The following is a 15,420-nucleotide window of genomic DNA, read 5'->3' as shown; positions in this document are numbered from 1 at the left end:
CCCCCCGAACACCGATAACCTGACCCGATGAGCGCGACCCACGAACCCGGCCCCCGCACCCCCCACGGCACCCTCCGCGACGGGGACCAGGTACAGCTCACCGACCCCAAGGGCCGCATCAACACCATCACCCTCCAAACCGGCAAGCAGTGGCACGGCCACAAGGGCTACCTCCAACACGACGAGATCATCGGCCGCCCCGAAGGCATCGTCGTCCGCTCCACCGGCGGCATCGACTACCTCGTCTTCCGCCCCCTCCTCCAGGACTTCGCCGTCCGCATGCCGCGCGGCGCCGCCGTCGTCTACCCCAAGGACGCCGGACAGATCATCGCGATGGCCGACATCTTCCCCGGCGCGCGCGTCGTCGAGGCAGGCGCCGGATCCGGCGCCCTGTCCTGCTTCCTGCTGCGCGCCGTCGGCGAACACGGCACCCTGTCGTCCTACGAGCGGCGCGAGGACTTCGCCGAGGTGGCCCGCAAGAACGTCGAGAAGTTCTTCGGCGGCCCCCACCCGTCCTGGAAGCTCACCGTCGGCTCCCTCGAGGACGCCATCACCGAGACCGACGTCGACCGCGTCGTCCTGGACATGCTCGCCCCCTGGGAGTGCCTGGACGCCGTGGGCAAGGCACTCGTGCCCGGCGGCCTCGTCTGCGCCTACGTCGCCACCACCACCCAGATGTCCCGCGTCGTCGAGGGACTGCGCGAACACGGCTCCTTCGCCGAGCCCTACGCCTTCGAGACCATGGTCCGCTCCTGGCACGTCGAAGGACTCGCCGTCCGGCCCGACCACCGCATGGTCGGCCACACCGGGTTCCTCATCACCGCCCGGCGCCTCGCCGACGGCGTCACCCCGCCCCTCCGGCGCCGCCGCCCGGCCAAGGGCGCCTACCCCGAAACCACCGGGAACGAACTCACAACCGGTGACGGGAATACGTCCGCGACCCCGCCCGCCGACGTTACGGCCGGAGAATCGGAAATCGGTTCGCCTCCGGCGTAATCGACCCCGCCCTGACGCGACACGCCGTGATTTTTCTGTTTCCCCGACGTTTCTTTAGCGCGTCCGGCGGCGTCCACCTGGCGAAACTTCGCGCCGTAACTGGACTGCCACGGTAAGGAAATGCAATAGTCAGGTTACGGAACCCCGCCAGATAGGTAGGGTCAGAGTAGGTCGTCGGCTCTTCGTGAGGAGGTGACGGGGCGTGGCCGCTCGTGATGACGCCGCAGGGCGAAAGGCGCACGACAGGGAGGTTCGTGACCTCCAGACGCAGCTCTCATTCCTGGAGGAAGAGATCTCCGTTCTGCGTCGGAAGCTCGCGGAATCCCCCCGCCAGACGCGGGTGCTCGAGGAGCGCCTGCACGAGGCACAGGCGAATCTGGCCGCCGTGACGGGCCAGAACGAGCGACTGGTGTCCACACTCAGAGAGGCCCGGGAGCAGATCGTCGCTCTCAAGGAAGAAGTGGATCGGCTGGCCCAACCGCCATCCGGCTACGGCATCTTCCTCGGCGCCCGCGAGGACGGCACCGTCGACATCTTCACCGGGGGCCGCAAGCTCCGGGTGAACGTCAGTCCGGCCGTGGAGATCGAAGGACTCCGCGTCGGACAGGAAGTCATGCTCAACGAGGCGCTCAACGTCGTCGAAGCCCTGGAGTTCGAACAACAGGGCGAAGTCGTCAGCCTCAAGGAAGTGTTCGCCGACGGCGAACGCGCCCTCGTCGTCGCACACGCCGACGAGGAACGCATCGTCAAGCTCGCCGAGCCCCTGCGCGGAATCACCCTCCGCGCCGGCGACTCCCTGATGCTCGACACCCGCTCCGGCTACGCCTACGAGAAGATCCAGAAGGCCGAAGTCGAAGAACTCGTCCTCGAGGAAGTCCCCGACATCGCCTACGAGGAGATCGGCGGCCTCGGCCCCCAGATCGAACTCATCCGCGACGCCGTCGAACTTCCCTACCTGCACGCCGAACTCTTCCGCGAACACAAGCTCCGGCCCCCCAAGGGCGTCCTGCTCTACGGACCCCCCGGCTGTGGCAAGACCCTCATCGCGAAGGCCGTCGCCAACAGCCTCGCCAAGCAGGTCGCGGAGAAGACCGGCCAGGAAGGCAAGTCCTTCTTCCTCAACATCAAAGGCCCCGAACTCCTCAACAAGTACGTCGGCGAAACCGAACGCCACATCCGGCTCGTCTTCCAACGAGCCCGCGAGAAGGCGTCCGCCGGAACCCCCGTCATCGTCTTCTTCGACGAGATGGACTCGATCTTCCGCACCCGCGGATCCGGCGTCTCCTCCGACGTCGAGAACACGATCGTGCCCCAGCTCCTCTCCGAGATCGACGGCGTCGAGGGCCTGGAGAACGTCATCGTCATCGGCGCGTCCAACCGCGAGGACATGATCGACCCCGCGATCCTGCGCCCCGGCCGCCTCGACGTCAAAATCAAGATCGAACGACCCGACGCCGAAGCCGCCAAGGACATCTTCTCCAAGTACCTCATCCCCGACCTGCCCCTCCACCCCGACGACCTCAAGGAACACGGCAGCGAACCCCGCCTCACCGTCGACGCCATGATCCAGGCGACCGTCGAGCGCATGTACACCGAAACCGAGGAGAACCGCTTCCTCGAGGTGACCTACGCCAACGGCGACAAGGAAGTCCTCTACTTCAAGGACTTCAACAGCGGCGCCATGATCCAGAACATCGTCGACCGGGCCAAGAAGATGGCCATCAAGCAGTTCCTCGACACCGGACAGAAGGGCCTCCGCGTCCAACACCTCCTCGACGCCTGCGTCGACGAGTTCTCCGAGAACGAGGACCTGCCCAACACCACCAACCCCGACGACTGGGCCCGCATCTCCGGAAAGAAGGGCGAACGGATCGTCTACATCCGCACCCTCGTCTCCGGCACCAAGGGCGCCGAATCCGGCCGCAGCATCGACACCGTCGCCAACACCGGCCAATACCTGTAACACCGGCACCACAGCGGCACCCAGAACGGCGGGCACCCAGCGTGCCCGCCGTTCGCCGCGTTCACACCCCCGCAACACAAAAACGCGCCGAACCGTACGCCGCCCACCGAGATCCGCGAGAAGCACACTAGGCTCGGACACATGAGCGTTCGGCGGGTCATGGGAACAGAAACCGAGTACGGCATCTCCGTACCGGGACAACCCGGGGCCAACGCGATGGTGACCTCCAGCCAGGTCGTCAACGCGTACCTCGCGGCATCAGCGGCACGAGCCAGAAAAGCACGCTGGGACTTCGAAGAAGAGAACCCCCTGCGCGACGCGCGCGGCTTCGACCTCGCCCGCGAGGTCGCCGACCCCACCCAGCTCACCGACGAGGACCTCGGCCTCGCCAACGTCATCCTCACCAACGGCGCGCGGCTCTACGTCGACCACGCCCACCCCGAGTACTCCACACCCGAGGTCACCAACCCCCTCGACCTCGTCCTCTGGGACAAGGCAGGCGAACGCGTCATGGCCGACGCCGCCCAACGCGCCGCCCTCGTCCCCGGCACCCACCCCATCCAGCTCTACAAGAACAACACCGACAACAAGGGCGCCTCCTACGGCTGCCACGAGAACTACCTGATGAAGCGCGAGACCCCGTTCTCCGACATCGTCCGGCACCTCACCCCCTTCTTCGTCACCCGCCAGGTCTTCTGCGGCGCCGGCCGCGTCGGCATCGGCGTCGACGGCCGCGGCGACGGCTTCCAGATCAGCCAGCGCGCCGACTTCTTCGAGGTCGAGGTCGGCCTGGAGACCACCCTCAAGCGGCCGATCATCAACACCCGCGACGAACCCCACGCCGACCCCGAGAAGTACCGGCGCCTGCACGTCATCATCGGCGACGCCAACATGAGCGAGATCTCCACCTACCTCAAGGTCGGCACCACCGCGCTCGTCCTCGCCATGATCGAAGACGGATTCCTCACCGCCGACCGCGGCATCGAATCCCCCGTCGCGTCGCTCCGGGCCATTTCCCACGACCCCGGCTGCAAACACCTCATCACCCTCAAGGACGGCCGCAGGATGACCGCCGTCCAACTGCAGATGGAATACCTCGAACAGGCCCGCAAATACGTCGAGGACAAATTCGGGACCGACACCGACGAGATGACGACCGACGTCCTCACCCGCTGGGAGTCCGTCCTCACCCGCCTCGGCGACGACCCCATGCAGCTCTCCCGCGAACTCGACTGGGTCGCCAAACTCGAACTCCTGGAGGGCTACCGCAGCCGCGACGGCATCGACTGGGGCCACTCCCGGCTCGAACTCGTCGACCTCCAGTACTCCGACGTCCGCCCCGACCGCGGCCTCTACAACAAGCTCGTCGCGCTCGGCCGGATGGACCGGCTCCTCGACGAGGACGCCGTCACCCGGGCCATCGAGAACCCGCCGGAGGACACCCGCGCCTACTTCCGCGGCCGCTGCCTCGCCCAGTACGCCGACAACGTCGCCGCCGCCAGCTGGGACAGCGTCATCTTCGACGTCCCCGGCCGCGAGTCCCTCCAGCGCGTCCCCACCCTTGAGCCCCTGCGCGGCACCAAGACGCACGTGGGCGCCCTCCTGGACCGCTGCCGCACGGCGGCCGACCTCCTGGCCGTCCTCGCCGGACAGCGCTGACCAGGCCCGCCCACACCCTGTCCCGCCCCAGGGCCCCGTACGCGTCCGTACGGGGCCCTGAGCCGTTCTCGGCCCCTTTCCCGTGTCCTCGCTCACAGAACGTCCCTGGGCCCTCACAGGGCTCGCTGGCGGGCTTCCGCGAGGCCCCGCATGGTGATGTGGGCTTTCGTCCGTTTCGGGACTCGACGTAAGGGCGATAACCGTAGGGACCCCTCCGGTCGCTCTGCTCAGGGCGAAACGCTACCTACGCCAGCCCGTAGCAGCCCCAGGTAGGGTCGCCGTACACGCGGCACTTACGGGAGGAGCCCCTAATGGCCACCAAGGACACCGGCGGACAGAAGCAGACCACCCGGCAGACCGAAGAGGTCGAAGAGACCACCACCGAAGCCTCCTCGGACGTCCAGGAGCGCACCGAGAAGCTCACCGACGACGTGGACGCGATCCTCGACGAGATCGACAATGTCCTAGAAGAGAATTCTGAGGAATTTGTCCGTTCTTACGTACAAAAAGGGGGGGAGTGACCTGTTATGTCCGATTTGTGAATCGGATGTTTTCGGGCAATTCCTGAGGAGGCTGTCCGGGTTTTTGGAAACCTGGGCGGCCTTTTTGCTGCGCGGTTAGCGTGCGGCCATGAACACCAAGCGCTGCCGCGACTGCGGCGAGACCAAGGCCACGTCGGAATTTGGGCGGTATGCCCAGTCTCCGGATGGGATCCACCTTTACTGCAAGGTCTGTATGAGTCGGCGGAACGCCGCGCGGTACAGGAAGGCGCGGGCCAGGGAGGGGAAGGAGGCGCGGCCGTTCCGGCGGCACTCGGACGTGCCGGAGGGGCAGAGGTACTGCCCGGCGTGTCGGATCGTGCAGCCCGTCGCCAACTTCGGCCGCAACCGGTCGGTCAAGTCGGGGCTTACCTCCTACTGCAAGCCCTGCCACAACCGGATCATGAAGGAGCAGGCCATCAAGAAGCACGGGAGCATCCGGGACTTCCACCTGAAGCGGCGGTACGGGCTGACCTCGCGCGAGGTGGACGAGCGGGCGGCCGCGCAGGGCGGGACCTGTGCGATCTGCCGTCGGAAGGAGCCCAAGCACGTCGACCACAACTCCGCGACCGGTGTGGTGCGCGGGATCCTGTGCTTCGGGTGCAACGGCGGGATCGGGCAGCTCGACCACGACCCGTGGCGGATCCGGCAGGCCGCGCGCTACCTGGAGGGTGAGCTCTGGTACGTCGCGCACATGGCGGCGGAGCTCGACGCGGAGGGGGTGCCGCGGCTGCTGCCGAAGAACAGCCCCCGGAGCGGTCAGCGCAAGAGCGAGCGCGAGTACCGGCTCAGGCGGCGGTTCCGGGTGAGCGAGCCGTACGTGGACGCGCTGGCGAAGCTGCAGAAGGGGCTGTGCGCGATCTGCTGTGACGAGAAGATCGAGGCCGTCGACCACGACCACGCGACCGGTGAGTTCCGGGGCCTGCTGTGCCTGGGCTGCAACACGGGCATGGGGCAGTTGGGGGACGATCCGGCGGTGCTGCGCGCGGCGGCGGACTACCTGGACGTCGACTACGCGGGGCAGTGGGAGCTCCTGGAGTCGCTTCTGCGGCCGCGTGCGGCCCGCTAGCCGGGCTGGGTGACGGCGTCGGCCCGGGGCGGTGACCGGCCTTTCGGGAGCCGCTCCGGGCCGTCTGGGGCTTGGTGGCGGGTTGGCGGGTCGTTGGGGTGTCGGTGGGTGATGGGGGAGGGGCGGGTGGGTGACGGGTGGGGGTTGTGGGGTGGTTGGGGCGGGGGTGGCGGGGGTTTCTTGATCACGATTTGGTGGCGGGTGGGAAGTGGTGGGGGGTTGGGGGTTCGCCGTGGGCTGAGTGAGGGAAGGTCCCGCGGCATGCAGAGGGCGGTCGAATATCAGTAGGGTCGAGACTGTTCTACCGGCGTGCTGGGGAAGGAGTCGCATGGCGTCGATGCCGATGGGCGGGGGTCTTCCGGGGGTGTTCATGAACTCGGGGCCGTCGTCGTTCGCTGACTTTTTGGGGGCTTACCGGCCCGAGCTGCTCCCCGGGAACCGGGTGGCGCAGGGAAGCGCGGAGCACCTGAACATTCCGCACGCGACGACGATCGTCGCGGTGACGTTCCCCGGTGGTGTGATCATGGCGGGCGACCGCCGGGCCACGGCGGGCAACGTGATCGCGCAGCGGGACATCGAGAAGGTGTTCCCGGCGGACGAGTACTCGGCGGTCGCGATCGCGGGGACCGCGGGGATCGGCCTGGAGATGACGCGGTTGTTCCAGGTGGAGCTGGAGCACTACGAGAAGATGGAGGGGCGGCTGCTGTCGCTGGAGGGGAAGGCGAACCGCCTGGCGACGCTGATCCGGGGGAACCTGGGGATGGCGATGCAGGGCCTGGTGGTGGTGCCGCTGTTCGCGGGCTACGACCTGGAGAAGGGCGTCGGCCGGATCTTCTCCTATGACGCGGCGGGCGGCAGGTACGAGGAGCACGACTTCCACTCGATCGGGTCGGGGTCGGTGTTCGCGAGGGGTTCGCTGAAGAAGCTGTGGCGTCCGGACCTGTCGGAGGCCGACGCGCGGATCGTGTGCGTGCAGGCGCTGTACGACGCGGCGGACGACGACTCGGCGACGGGCGGCCCGGATCTGACGCGCGGGATCTTCCCGGTGCTCGCGTCGATCACCGACGACGGGTTCCGGCGGGTGCCGGACGAGGAGGTCGGCGACGTGGCGCGCGCTGTCGTGGAGGCGCGGTACAGCTCGCCCGGCGGCCCGAACGCCCCCCTGCGGTAATCGTCCCCGGTCAGCCTGGAGAAGGGTCAGCAAGCGATGTCGATGCCGTTCTATGTGGCGCCCGAGCAGCAGATGAAGGACCGCGCGGATTACGCGCGGAAGGGCATCGCGCGGGGCCGGTCGGTGGTGGTCCTGCAGTACGACGACGGGATTCTGTTCGTGGCGGACAATCCGTCGCGGGCGTTGCACAAGATCTCGGAGATCTATGACCGGATCGCGTTCGCGGCGGTCGGGAAGTACAACGAGTTCGAGCAGCTGCGTCTGGCGGGTGTCCGGTACGCGGATGTGAACGGGTACATGTACGACCGGTCGGATGTGACGGCGCGGGGTCTGGCGAACGCGTACGCGCAGAGTCTGGGTGCGATCTTCACGGAGCAGACGAAGCCGTACGAGGTGGAGCTGGTGGTGGCGGAGGTCGGTGACGACGCTTCGAGTGACCAGATCTACCGGTTGACGTTCGACGGCTCGGTGGCGGACGAGCACGGGTTCGTGGCGATGGGCGGCGCGGCGGACGCGGTCGCGACGGCGCTGAAGGAGGGCTACCGGGACGGTGAGTCGCTCGCTGAGGCGTTGCGGGTGGCGGTGCACGCGTTGCAGCAGCAGGATGCCGACAGGGTGCTGGAGGCGGAGAAGCTGGAGGTGGCGGTGTTGGACCGGAACCGGGATCGGCGGTTGTTCAGGCGGCTGACGCCGACGCGGATCGACGAGTTGTTGGCGCGGTCGGCGGACGGGTCGGCGGAGGCGTCGACGGAGGAGTGAGGTCGCGGCCTGCGGGTCGTGCGGCGGCGGGGTCGCCCCGGGCTCGTCCCGGGGTGGCCCCGTTGTGCGTGTTGCGCGACGGGGTGTCTACGAATCGTGAGAATCGTGGGGCGCGGGCACTGTTGATCGGGAGCGTTGGCGCATAGGGTCGAGGTGTGGACAGGCGCATTTTCGGGCTCGAGAACGAGTACGGGGTCACCTGCACCTTCCGCGGGCAGCGGCGGTTGTCACCTGATGAGGTGGCGCGTTATCTGTTCCGTCGGGTGGTGTCTTGGGGCCGGAGCAGCAACGTGTTCCTGAGGAACGGGGCACGGCTCTACCTGGACGTCGGCAGTCATCCTGAGTATGCGACGCCTGAGTGCGACAGCGTGGTCGATCTGGTCACGCACGACAAGGCGGGTGAGCGGATCCTTGAGGGGCTTCTGGTGGACGCCGAGCGGCGTCTGCGGGAGGAGGGGATCGCCGGGGACATCTATCTGTTCAAGAACAACACGGATTCGGCGGGGAATTCCTATGGGTGTCACGAGAATTATCTCGTGGGGCGGCATGGGGAGTTCGGCCGGTTGGCCGATGTGCTGATTCCGTATCTGGTGACGCGGCAGATCATCTGCGGCGCGGGCAAGGTGTTGCAGACGCCGCGTGGTGCGGTGTACTGCGTGTCGCAGCGGGCGGAGCACATCTGGGAGGGTGTGTCGTCGGCGACGACGCGGTCGAGGCCGATCATCAACACGCGGGATGAGCCGCACGCGGACGCGGAGCGGTTCCGGCGGCTGCATGTGATCGTGGGTGACAGCAACATGTCGGAGACGACGATGTTGTTGAAGGTCGGGGCGACCGATCTTGTGTTGCGCATGATCGAGGCCGGTGTGGTGATGCGGGATCTGACGTTGGAGAACCCGATCCGGGCGATCCGTGAGGTGTCGCATGACATGACGGGCCGCCGGAAGGTGCGGCTGGCGAACGGTCGTGAGGCGTCGTCGTTGGAGATCCAGCGGGAGTACTTCTCGAAGGCGAAGGACTTCATGGATCGGCGGGGCGCGGATCCGTTGGTGCGTCGGGTGTTGGATCTGTGGGATCGGACGCTGACGGCGGTCGAGACCGGGGATCTGGACATGGTGGCGCGGGAGATCGACTGGGTGACGAAGTACCAGCTGATCGAGCGGTATCGGCACAAGTACGATCTGCCGTTGTCGTCGCCGCGGGTGGCGCAGCTGGATCTGGCGTATCACGATGTGCATCGGAACCGGGGCCTGTACTACCTCCTGGAGAAGAAGGGGGCGGTGGAGCGGGTCGCGCAGGATCTGGCGATCTTCGAGGCGAAGTCGGTGCCGCCGCAGACGACGCGGGCGCGGCTGCGTGGTGAGTTCATCAAGAAGGCGCAGGAGAAGCGGCGTGACTTCACGGTGGACTGGGTGCATCTGAAGTTGAACGATCAGGCGCAGCGGACGGTGCTGTGCAAGGATCCGTTCCGTTCGGTGGATGAGCGGGTGGACAAGCTGATCGCCGGGATGTGAGTGGCCGGGGGGACGGGTGGTTCTTACCGGGTCGTAGCCCTTCTACGGGGACTTACCGGCCGGTAGGGTGGCTGCCCGTCCTTCCGTCGTTGATCCCGAAGGTTGTCGCCGATGCGTGGTGTGCTGGCCGTTGTGCCGTTGCTGTTGGTGTCCCTGCTGGCGGGGTGTGGTGGGGGTGGCGATCCTGAGGTGGAGGTGTCGGGGGAGTTCGGGGTGCGGCCGCAGGTGGAGTTTCCGCGGGGTGGTGCGCCGGGGTCGGAGTTGGCGTTGGACACGGCGATCGAGGGTGACGGCCGTGAGGTGGCCGAGGGTGATCTTGTGGTGGCGGATTATGTGGGGTACGCGTGGGCGTCGGGTGGGACGTCGAAGTTGATCGGGAGCAGTTATCAGGGGGGGACGCCGGTGGCGTTCCCGTCGTGGAGTCTGGTGCCGGGGCTGAAGCGGGCGCTGGTGGGGCAGAAGGCGGGGAGCCGTGTGGTGGCGGTGATTCCGCCGAAGGAGGGGTACGGGTCGCAGGGGTCGGCGCGGTTGGGCATCACGGGGAGTGACGCGCTGGTGTATGTGCTGGATGTGCGTGCGACGTTCGGGGGGGACGCGGCGGTGAAGGACGCTCCGGCGTTCGCGGAGGCGGCGTCGTTGCCTGAGGTGGAGGCGGGTGCGGTGCCGGTGGTGAAGGTGCCGAAGGCGGCGCCGCCGACGAAGTTGACGGTGCGGACGGTGAAGACGGGTCCGGGGCCTGAGGTGAAGGCGGGGGATCTGTTGGCGATCCAGTATGTGGGGGCGTTGTGGCGGGACGGGAAGGTGTTCTCGTCGTCGTGGTCGGACGGCAAGGTGTACGCGGCGGTGATCGGGCAGGAGCAGGTCATCAAGGGTTGGGATGAGGCTTTGGTGGGGCAGAAGGTGGGGAGCCGTCTGCTGGTGGTGGCTCCGCCGGACAAGGCGTACGGGGCGAAGGACATGAAGGTGAAGGGGTTGCCGAAGTACGGGATCAAGGCGACGGACACGCTCGTCTATGTGATCGACGTGCTGGGCGCCTACTAGGACGCGTGGGGGAGGGGGCGTCGCCGGGCGGCGCCCCCTCCGCGCGTCACAGGAGCGTGGCGGTGTGGCGTCCGGCGGCGGCGCAGGTGAGGAAGTACTCCAGGTCGCCGTCGAGGCGGCGGCCCATGGTGGACATGCGGACGCCCCATGCCTTCTCGTCGGCGCGCAGTGCCTCTTCGAGGCCGTCGAGGGGGGTCGGGTGGAGGGCGTGCCGCGCGGCGAGCGCCGCGGCCTGCTGGGCGACGTGGGCGCCGAAGGGGCCGGGCAGGTCGGGGACGGGGATGTCGGCGGGGGCGAGGGCGACACGGCCGTAGGCGGTGAGGCTGTGGTGGGAGACGCCCTGGTGGCGTTCTCTGGCGTCGCCGCTGCTGACGCGCAGGGAGGCGACGGGCCGTCCGTTGAGGGTGGCGGCGGCGTTGACGGCTTCGCCCGCGGTGACGCCGGAGAAGCCCCAGCGGGTGCCGGTGCCGAGGTTGCCGGGGCCTTGGGCGACGATGGCGACGTCGGCGGCCAGGACGTGCTTGGCGGCGAGGAGGCCGGTGTGGACGGTGACGGTCTCCAGGTCGCCGCCGAACGCCTGTCCGGTGGTGACGCAGGCGGTGAGGACGCCCGCTGCCTTGAGTTGGGCGATGGACATGGAGAACCAGGAGGGGAGGGCGCCGCCGTCGGGCATGACGTAGGCCACGCGGGTGCCGGGCCGGTCGAGGAGGAGGCCGGACAGGAGGGCGGGCAGCGCGGAGTGCAGGTCGGCGACGATGACGGGCATGCCGTGGAGGTCGTCGGCGTCGGCGAGGGCGGCGTGGTGGGGGGAGTCCTGCTCGTCGGCGCCGAGCACGGTGGCCTGGAGCGGCGTGTAGCGGGCTTTGACGAGGTGTCCTGGGCCGTCGGGGTCGGGGGGGAGCCGGTCGGGGACGGCGACGACCATCGCGTACCCTCCGGTGCCGAGCCCGAGGGCGAGGGCGTTGGTGTTGAGCAGGACGGTGTCGCCGGGTTCCGGGTGGCCGACGAGGGCCGGGTAGGCGAGGGCCCGCGCGGGGTCGCCGTCGATCGTCACGTCGAGTTCGATCGCGCCCGGCCAGCTGCGGCGGACGCTGTGGACTGTGCCTTTACGCCATCGGATCACGGGGAAGACGGTAGCGTTTCAACCGGAGGGAGGTGGCGCTGACGATGTCGCGGCGTAAGACGGACCGGCTGCTGCATCTGGTGGTGTGCCTGCTGGCGACCAGGCGGTATCTGTCGGCGGAGCAGATCAGGCGCGCGGTGCCGGGCTATCCGGATTCGCCCGAGGCGTTCAAGCGGATGTTCGAGCGGGACAAGGACGAGCTGCGTGAGCTGGGCATTCCGCTGGAGTTGGGCAGTGACGAGGACGACGAGGTCGGTTATCGGATCCCGCCGCACGCCTATGAGCTGCCGGACGTCCATCTGACGCCGGACGAGGTGGCGGTGCTGGGCCTGGCCGCGCGGGTGTGGCAGCAGACGTCGATGGCGGAGGCCGCCTCGGGCGCGCTGTTCAAGTTGCGCGCGGCGGGGATCGACGCGGATCCGGCGGGGTCGCCGGTGCTGCAGTCGCGGGTGGCGGCCGACGATCCGGCGTTCCAGGCGCTGTACGAGGCGGTGCGGGACGGCCGTCCGGTGGCGTTCGACTATGTGAAGATGGGGCATCCGGAGGCGCAGCGGCGGCTTGTGGAGCCGTGGGGGCTGACGTCGCGGCGGGGCCGCTGGTACCTGGTGGGGTTCGACCGGGTGCGGGAGGCGACGCGGGTGTTCCGGCTGTCGCGGATCGCGGGCGCGGTGGCGGGTGTCGGCCCGGACGGGTCGGTGCGGGTGCCGGAGGGTGTGGACATCCGGGCGGTGGCGTTCGACTTCGCGGAGCGTCCGGCGGAGCGGCGGACGGCGCGGGTGCGGCTGCGGCGGGGCGGCGCGCAGGGGGTGCGGCGGTTCGCGTCGGCGGTGGTGCCGGTGGACGAGGAGTGGGAGGAGGCGGACTTGAGCGTGTGGGACGCGGAGTGGACGGCGTCGAGCCTCGCGAGGTTCGCCGATGATCTTGTGGTGTTGGATCCGCCGGATCTGCGGGACGCGGTGATCCGGCATCTGAAGGGGGTGCTGTCGTGACGACGACGTCGTCGGACCGGCTGTCGCGGCTGCTGGCGCTCGTGCCGTACGTGGTGGCGCGGGACACGGTGAGCGTCGCGGAGGCGGCGGAGGCGTTCGGGGTGACCGAACGCCAGCTGCGTGATGACCTGAGCCTGCTGTGGTGTCTTGAGCTGCGCTCGCCCGATCCGTACTGCCCGATCGACATCTCCTACGAGGGTGGGGACATCACCGTCGCGGAGGCCGAGTCGATCAGCCGTCCGCTGCGGTTGGGCGCGGACGAGGCGGCGGCGCTGCTGGTGGCGCTGCGGATGCTGGCGGAGCTGCCGGGCGCGGCCGAGCGGGACGCGCTGGCGCGGCTGGTGGCGAAGCTGGAGGCCGCGGCGGGCGAGGCGGCGGCGGCCGCGCGCCAGGTGTCGGTGGAGGTGGACGGCCGTACGGGTGCGCTCGGGCAGGTGCAGGAGGCGCTGCGGTCGGGCCGCAGGCTGCATCTGAGGTACTACGTGGCGGGCCGTGACGAGTACACCGAGCGCGAGGTGGATCCGATGCGGGTGCTCGTGGTGGACGGCAGGACGTATCTGGAGGGGTGGTGCCGTCGCGCGGAGGCGGTGCGGTTGTTCCGGATGGACCAGATCTCGGCGGTGTCGGTGCTGGAGGTCGCGGCGCGGGTGCCGGACGGGGTGCGCGGCCGTGATCTGGACGCGGGCCTGTTCCAGGCGTCGGCGGGGGACGTGCGGGTGACGTTCGAGTTGACGGCGGCGGGCCGGTGGGTGTCGGACCACTATCCGTGTGAGAGCGTCGAGGAGTTGGGGGAGGGGCGGTCGCGGGTGGTGTTGCGGGCGTCGGATCCGCGGTGGGTGCGGTCGCTGGCGCTGCGGCTGGGCGAGCAGGCGCGGGTGGTGGCGCCGCCGGAGCTGGTGGCTGCGGTGCGCGGGGACGCGGAGCGGGCGCTGGCGCTGTACGCGTGAGGTGTGGCGTCCGGGGCCGGGTCGGCGGCGCCGGGTGCTAGGTTCGTGGGGTGGTGTGGGCGATGATCGTGCTGACGAGTGTGGGTCTGTGCGTTGTGGCGTTCGCGGCGTTCCAGGTGTTCCTCGCGGTGCGGGAGCTGGCGGGGGCGGTGGAGGCGACGCGGCGGCGGTTGGATCCGCGGCGGTCGCGGTTGCAGCGGAAGCTTGACCGGTTGCGGGCGCGGATGCGGGACCGCTGACCCTCCTGTCCGTTAAGTCCGGATTATTGAGGCTTGATGCGAGACGTGCACGGACGCGGGAGAGTAGGGTGAGTTACCGGTTCACCGTCGGTGAACAGGAAAGAAACCTTAGGGTTCTGTCCTGGCGAAGGTTACGCAGCACCCCGTCGGGGGCGTAGCATCGAGAGGGCATACCAGCTCCGCCTGAAGTGAGGACTGAACATGGGCTCGTTGGGTTGGCCCGAGCTTCTGCTCATCGCCGTTGTGATCATGGTGCTGTTCGGCACGAAGAAGATGCCGGACGCCGCGCGCTCGCTCGGCCGTTCCCTGCGGATCTTCAAGTCCGAGACCAAGGGTCTGGTGAACGACGACAAGGACGACAAGGCGGCTGCCCCGCAGCAGCCGCAGGCGGCCGCGCCCGCGCAGGAGATCCCCGCGCCGCAGGGCGACGGCACCACCATCAGCGGTGTGCCGGTCAGCCCGGACCAGGTGCGGCGCAACCCCTGAGGCGGCGCGCCGCCCCCGTCACCTGAACAGATCCCGAGGATGAGGACATGAGCGGGCGCTCGGACAACCCCGAAGGCCGCATGCCGCTCCTTGACCATCTGCGCGAGTTGCGCAACCGGCTGGTCAAGGTGCTGTTGGCGCTGATCGCGGGCATGGTCGTCGGCTGGCTGGTCAAGGAGCAGGTCTGGGCGGTGCTGCGGGAGCCGTTCTGCGCGGTGCCGCAGTCGCAGGACCTCAGAGGCAACGCGTGCACGCTCGTCGTGAACGGGATCTTCTCGTCGTTCTTCCTGTACGTGAAGCTCTCCTTCATCGTCGGTGTGGTGATCACCTCACCGGTGTGGCTGTACCAGCTGTGGGCGTTCGTCGCGCCGGGGCTGCACAGCAAGGAGAAGCGCTGGACGCTGCTGTTCCTGGCGCTGGCGCTGCCGCTGTTCCTCGTCGGCACGGCGCTCGCCTACGCGACGGTCGAGCGGGGCCTGGCCCTGTTCCTGGGGTTCACCCCGGATGACGCGGCGGCGCTCATCACGATCGACGAGTACCTCGGGTTCCTCATCACGATGCTGTTGGTGTTCGGCCTCGCGTTCGAACTCCCGCTGATCGTGTCGATCCTGAACCTGGCCGGGGCGCTGCCGCACACGACGATCAAGAAGTGGCGGCGCGGCATCATCTTCGGGATCTTTGTGTTCGCGGCGGTGGCCACGCCCAGCGCCGACCCGTTCACGATGATCTCGCTCGCCGTGCCCGTCGTTGTGCTGTTCGGGGTGTCCGACGGCGTCGCCTACCTGGTGGACAAGCGACGCGCCAAGCAGCCGAGCCTGTACGAGGGCCTGTCCGACGACGAGGCGTCCGCGCTGGACGACGAGCCGTCCGACCTGGGGAAGCCCGCGCCGATCGAAGACCGCCGCTGAGCCTCCCGGGGCCGGGA

15 protein-coding genes are annotated in these 15,420 nt (G+C 68.6%); 14 read left to right on the top strand and 1 reads right to left on the bottom strand.

From position 1 onward, the window contains the following. The first annotated feature begins 27 nt into the window (after positions 1-27). From LO762_RS13015 to LO762_RS12975, 9 genes are all read left to right on the top strand, one after another. Positions 28-996, top strand: a complete 969-nt coding sequence (locus LO762_RS13015) for a tRNA (adenine-N1)-methyltransferase (RefSeq protein WP_230614870.1) — start codon at positions 28-30, stop codon at positions 994-996. Between the two features lie 202 nt (positions 997-1,198). After that, complete coding sequence (arc, locus tag LO762_RS13010; RefSeq protein WP_230614869.1) at positions 1,199-2,959, top strand: proteasome ATPase; 1,761 nt, start codon at positions 1,199-1,201, stop codon at positions 2,957-2,959. A 141-nt stretch (positions 2,960-3,100) separates the two neighbouring features. Continuing rightward, the gene (gene dop / locus LO762_RS13005; RefSeq protein ID WP_230614868.1) at positions 3,101-4,618 is read left to right on the top strand and encodes a depupylase/deamidase Dop; all 1,518 of its coding nucleotides are present in this window, start codon (positions 3,101-3,103) and stop codon (positions 4,616-4,618) included. A gap of 311 nt (positions 4,619-4,929) precedes the next feature. Continuing rightward, positions 4,930-5,139 (top strand): ubiquitin-like protein Pup, encoded by a 210-nt coding sequence (locus LO762_RS13000; RefSeq protein ID WP_230614867.1) that lies wholly within the window; start codon positions 4,930-4,932, stop codon positions 5,137-5,139. 214 nt (positions 5,140-5,353) lie between these two features. Continuing rightward, positions 5,354-6,226, top strand: a complete 873-nt coding sequence (locus LO762_RS12995) for an endonuclease domain-containing protein (protein WP_230614866.1) — start codon at positions 5,354-5,356, stop codon at positions 6,224-6,226. Between the two features lie 328 nt (positions 6,227-6,554). Then, complete coding sequence (prcB, locus tag LO762_RS12990) at positions 6,555-7,397, top strand: proteasome subunit beta (RefSeq protein WP_230614865.1); 843 nt, start codon at positions 6,555-6,557, stop codon at positions 7,395-7,397. Positions 7,398-7,439: 42 nt separating this feature from the next. Further along, complete coding sequence (prcA, locus tag LO762_RS12985; RefSeq protein WP_230614983.1) at positions 7,440-8,156, top strand: proteasome subunit alpha; 717 nt, start codon at positions 7,440-7,442, stop codon at positions 8,154-8,156. A gap of 155 nt (positions 8,157-8,311) precedes the next feature. Then, positions 8,312-9,670, top strand: a complete 1,359-nt coding sequence (pafA, locus tag LO762_RS12980; protein WP_230614864.1) for a Pup--protein ligase — start codon at positions 8,312-8,314, stop codon at positions 9,668-9,670. A gap of 111 nt (positions 9,671-9,781) precedes the next feature. Continuing rightward, on the top strand, positions 9,782-10,711 hold the full coding sequence (locus LO762_RS12975; protein ID WP_230614863.1) for an FKBP-type peptidyl-prolyl cis-trans isomerase: 930 nt from the start codon (positions 9,782-9,784) through the stop codon (positions 10,709-10,711). A gap of 46 nt (positions 10,712-10,757) precedes the next feature. Here LO762_RS12975 and LO762_RS12970 read toward each other — a convergent pair whose 3' ends face one another. Further along, positions 10,758-11,834 carry a DUF3866 family protein gene (locus LO762_RS12970; protein ID WP_230614862.1) on the bottom strand — a complete coding sequence of 359 codons (1,077 nt, stop codon included), beginning with the start codon at positions 11,832-11,834 and terminating at the stop codon, positions 10,758-10,760. A 44-nt stretch (positions 11,835-11,878) separates the two neighbouring features. Between LO762_RS12970 and LO762_RS12965 the strand changes: the two genes are divergently transcribed. From LO762_RS12965 to tatC, 5 genes are all read left to right on the top strand, one after another. After that, on the top strand, positions 11,879-12,823 hold the full coding sequence (locus LO762_RS12965) for a YafY family protein (RefSeq protein WP_230614861.1): 945 nt from the start codon (positions 11,879-11,881) through the stop codon (positions 12,821-12,823). Continuing rightward, positions 12,820-13,770, top strand: coding sequence for a WYL domain-containing protein (locus tag LO762_RS12955; protein WP_308103810.1), 951 nt, complete (start codon positions 12,820-12,822; stop codon positions 13,768-13,770). Before LO762_RS12965 ends, LO762_RS12955 begins: the two co-directional genes overlap by 4 nt. 62 nt (positions 13,771-13,832) lie before the next feature. After that, positions 13,833-14,009, top strand: a complete 177-nt coding sequence (locus tag LO762_RS12950) for a hypothetical protein (RefSeq protein ID WP_230614860.1) — start codon at positions 13,833-13,835, stop codon at positions 14,007-14,009. Between the two features lie 201 nt (positions 14,010-14,210). Beyond that, on the top strand, positions 14,211-14,495 hold the full coding sequence (gene tatA, locus LO762_RS12945) for a Sec-independent protein translocase subunit TatA (protein ID WP_230614859.1): 285 nt from the start codon (positions 14,211-14,213) through the stop codon (positions 14,493-14,495). Between the two features lie 47 nt (positions 14,496-14,542). Continuing rightward, on the top strand, positions 14,543-15,403 hold the full coding sequence (tatC, locus tag LO762_RS12940; protein ID WP_230614858.1) for a twin-arginine translocase subunit TatC: 861 nt from the start codon (positions 14,543-14,545) through the stop codon (positions 15,401-15,403). Positions 15,404-15,420 lie beyond the last annotated feature (17 nt).

It is taken from the genome of Actinocorallia sp. API 0066 (assembly GCF_020991275.1).
In the GTDB taxonomy this organism is placed as follows: domain Bacteria; phylum Actinomycetota; class Actinomycetes; order Streptosporangiales; family Streptosporangiaceae; genus Actinocorallia.
The sequence above is the reverse complement of the archived record's forward strand: the minus strand, read 5'-3'. Positions and strand labels throughout refer to the sequence as shown.

What these genes read in the sequence shown, in the direction of transcription:
- LO762_RS13015 (WP_230614870.1), top strand. Translation starts at nt 28, where the DNA reads ATGAGCGCGACCCACGAACCCGGCCCCCGCACCCCCCACGGCACCCTC.
- LO762_RS12995 (WP_230614866.1), top strand. Translation starts at nt 5,354, where the DNA reads ATGAGTCGGCGGAACGCCGCGCGGTACAGGAAGGCGCGGGCCAGGGAG.
- tatA (WP_230614859.1), top strand. Translation starts at nt 14,211, where the DNA reads ATGGGCTCGTTGGGTTGGCCCGAGCTTCTGCTCATCGCCGTTGTGATC.
- LO762_RS12965 (WP_230614861.1), top strand. Translation starts at nt 11,879, where the DNA reads ATGTCGCGGCGTAAGACGGACCGGCTGCTGCATCTGGTGGTGTGCCTG.
- dop (WP_230614868.1), top strand. Translation starts at nt 3,101, where the DNA reads ATGAGCGTTCGGCGGGTCATGGGAACAGAAACCGAGTACGGCATCTCC.
- LO762_RS12975 (WP_230614863.1), top strand. Translation starts at nt 9,782, where the DNA reads ATGCGTGGTGTGCTGGCCGTTGTGCCGTTGCTGTTGGTGTCCCTGCTG.
- tatC (WP_230614858.1), top strand. Translation starts at nt 14,543, where the DNA reads ATGAGCGGGCGCTCGGACAACCCCGAAGGCCGCATGCCGCTCCTTGAC.
- prcA (WP_230614983.1), top strand. Translation starts at nt 7,440, where the DNA reads ATGCCGTTCTATGTGGCGCCCGAGCAGCAGATGAAGGACCGCGCGGAT.
- LO762_RS12950 (WP_230614860.1), top strand. Translation starts at nt 13,833, where the DNA reads ATGATCGTGCTGACGAGTGTGGGTCTGTGCGTTGTGGCGTTCGCGGCG.
- LO762_RS13000 (WP_230614867.1), top strand. Translation starts at nt 4,930, where the DNA reads ATGGCCACCAAGGACACCGGCGGACAGAAGCAGACCACCCGGCAGACC.
- prcB (WP_230614865.1), top strand. Translation starts at nt 6,555, where the DNA reads ATGGCGTCGATGCCGATGGGCGGGGGTCTTCCGGGGGTGTTCATGAAC.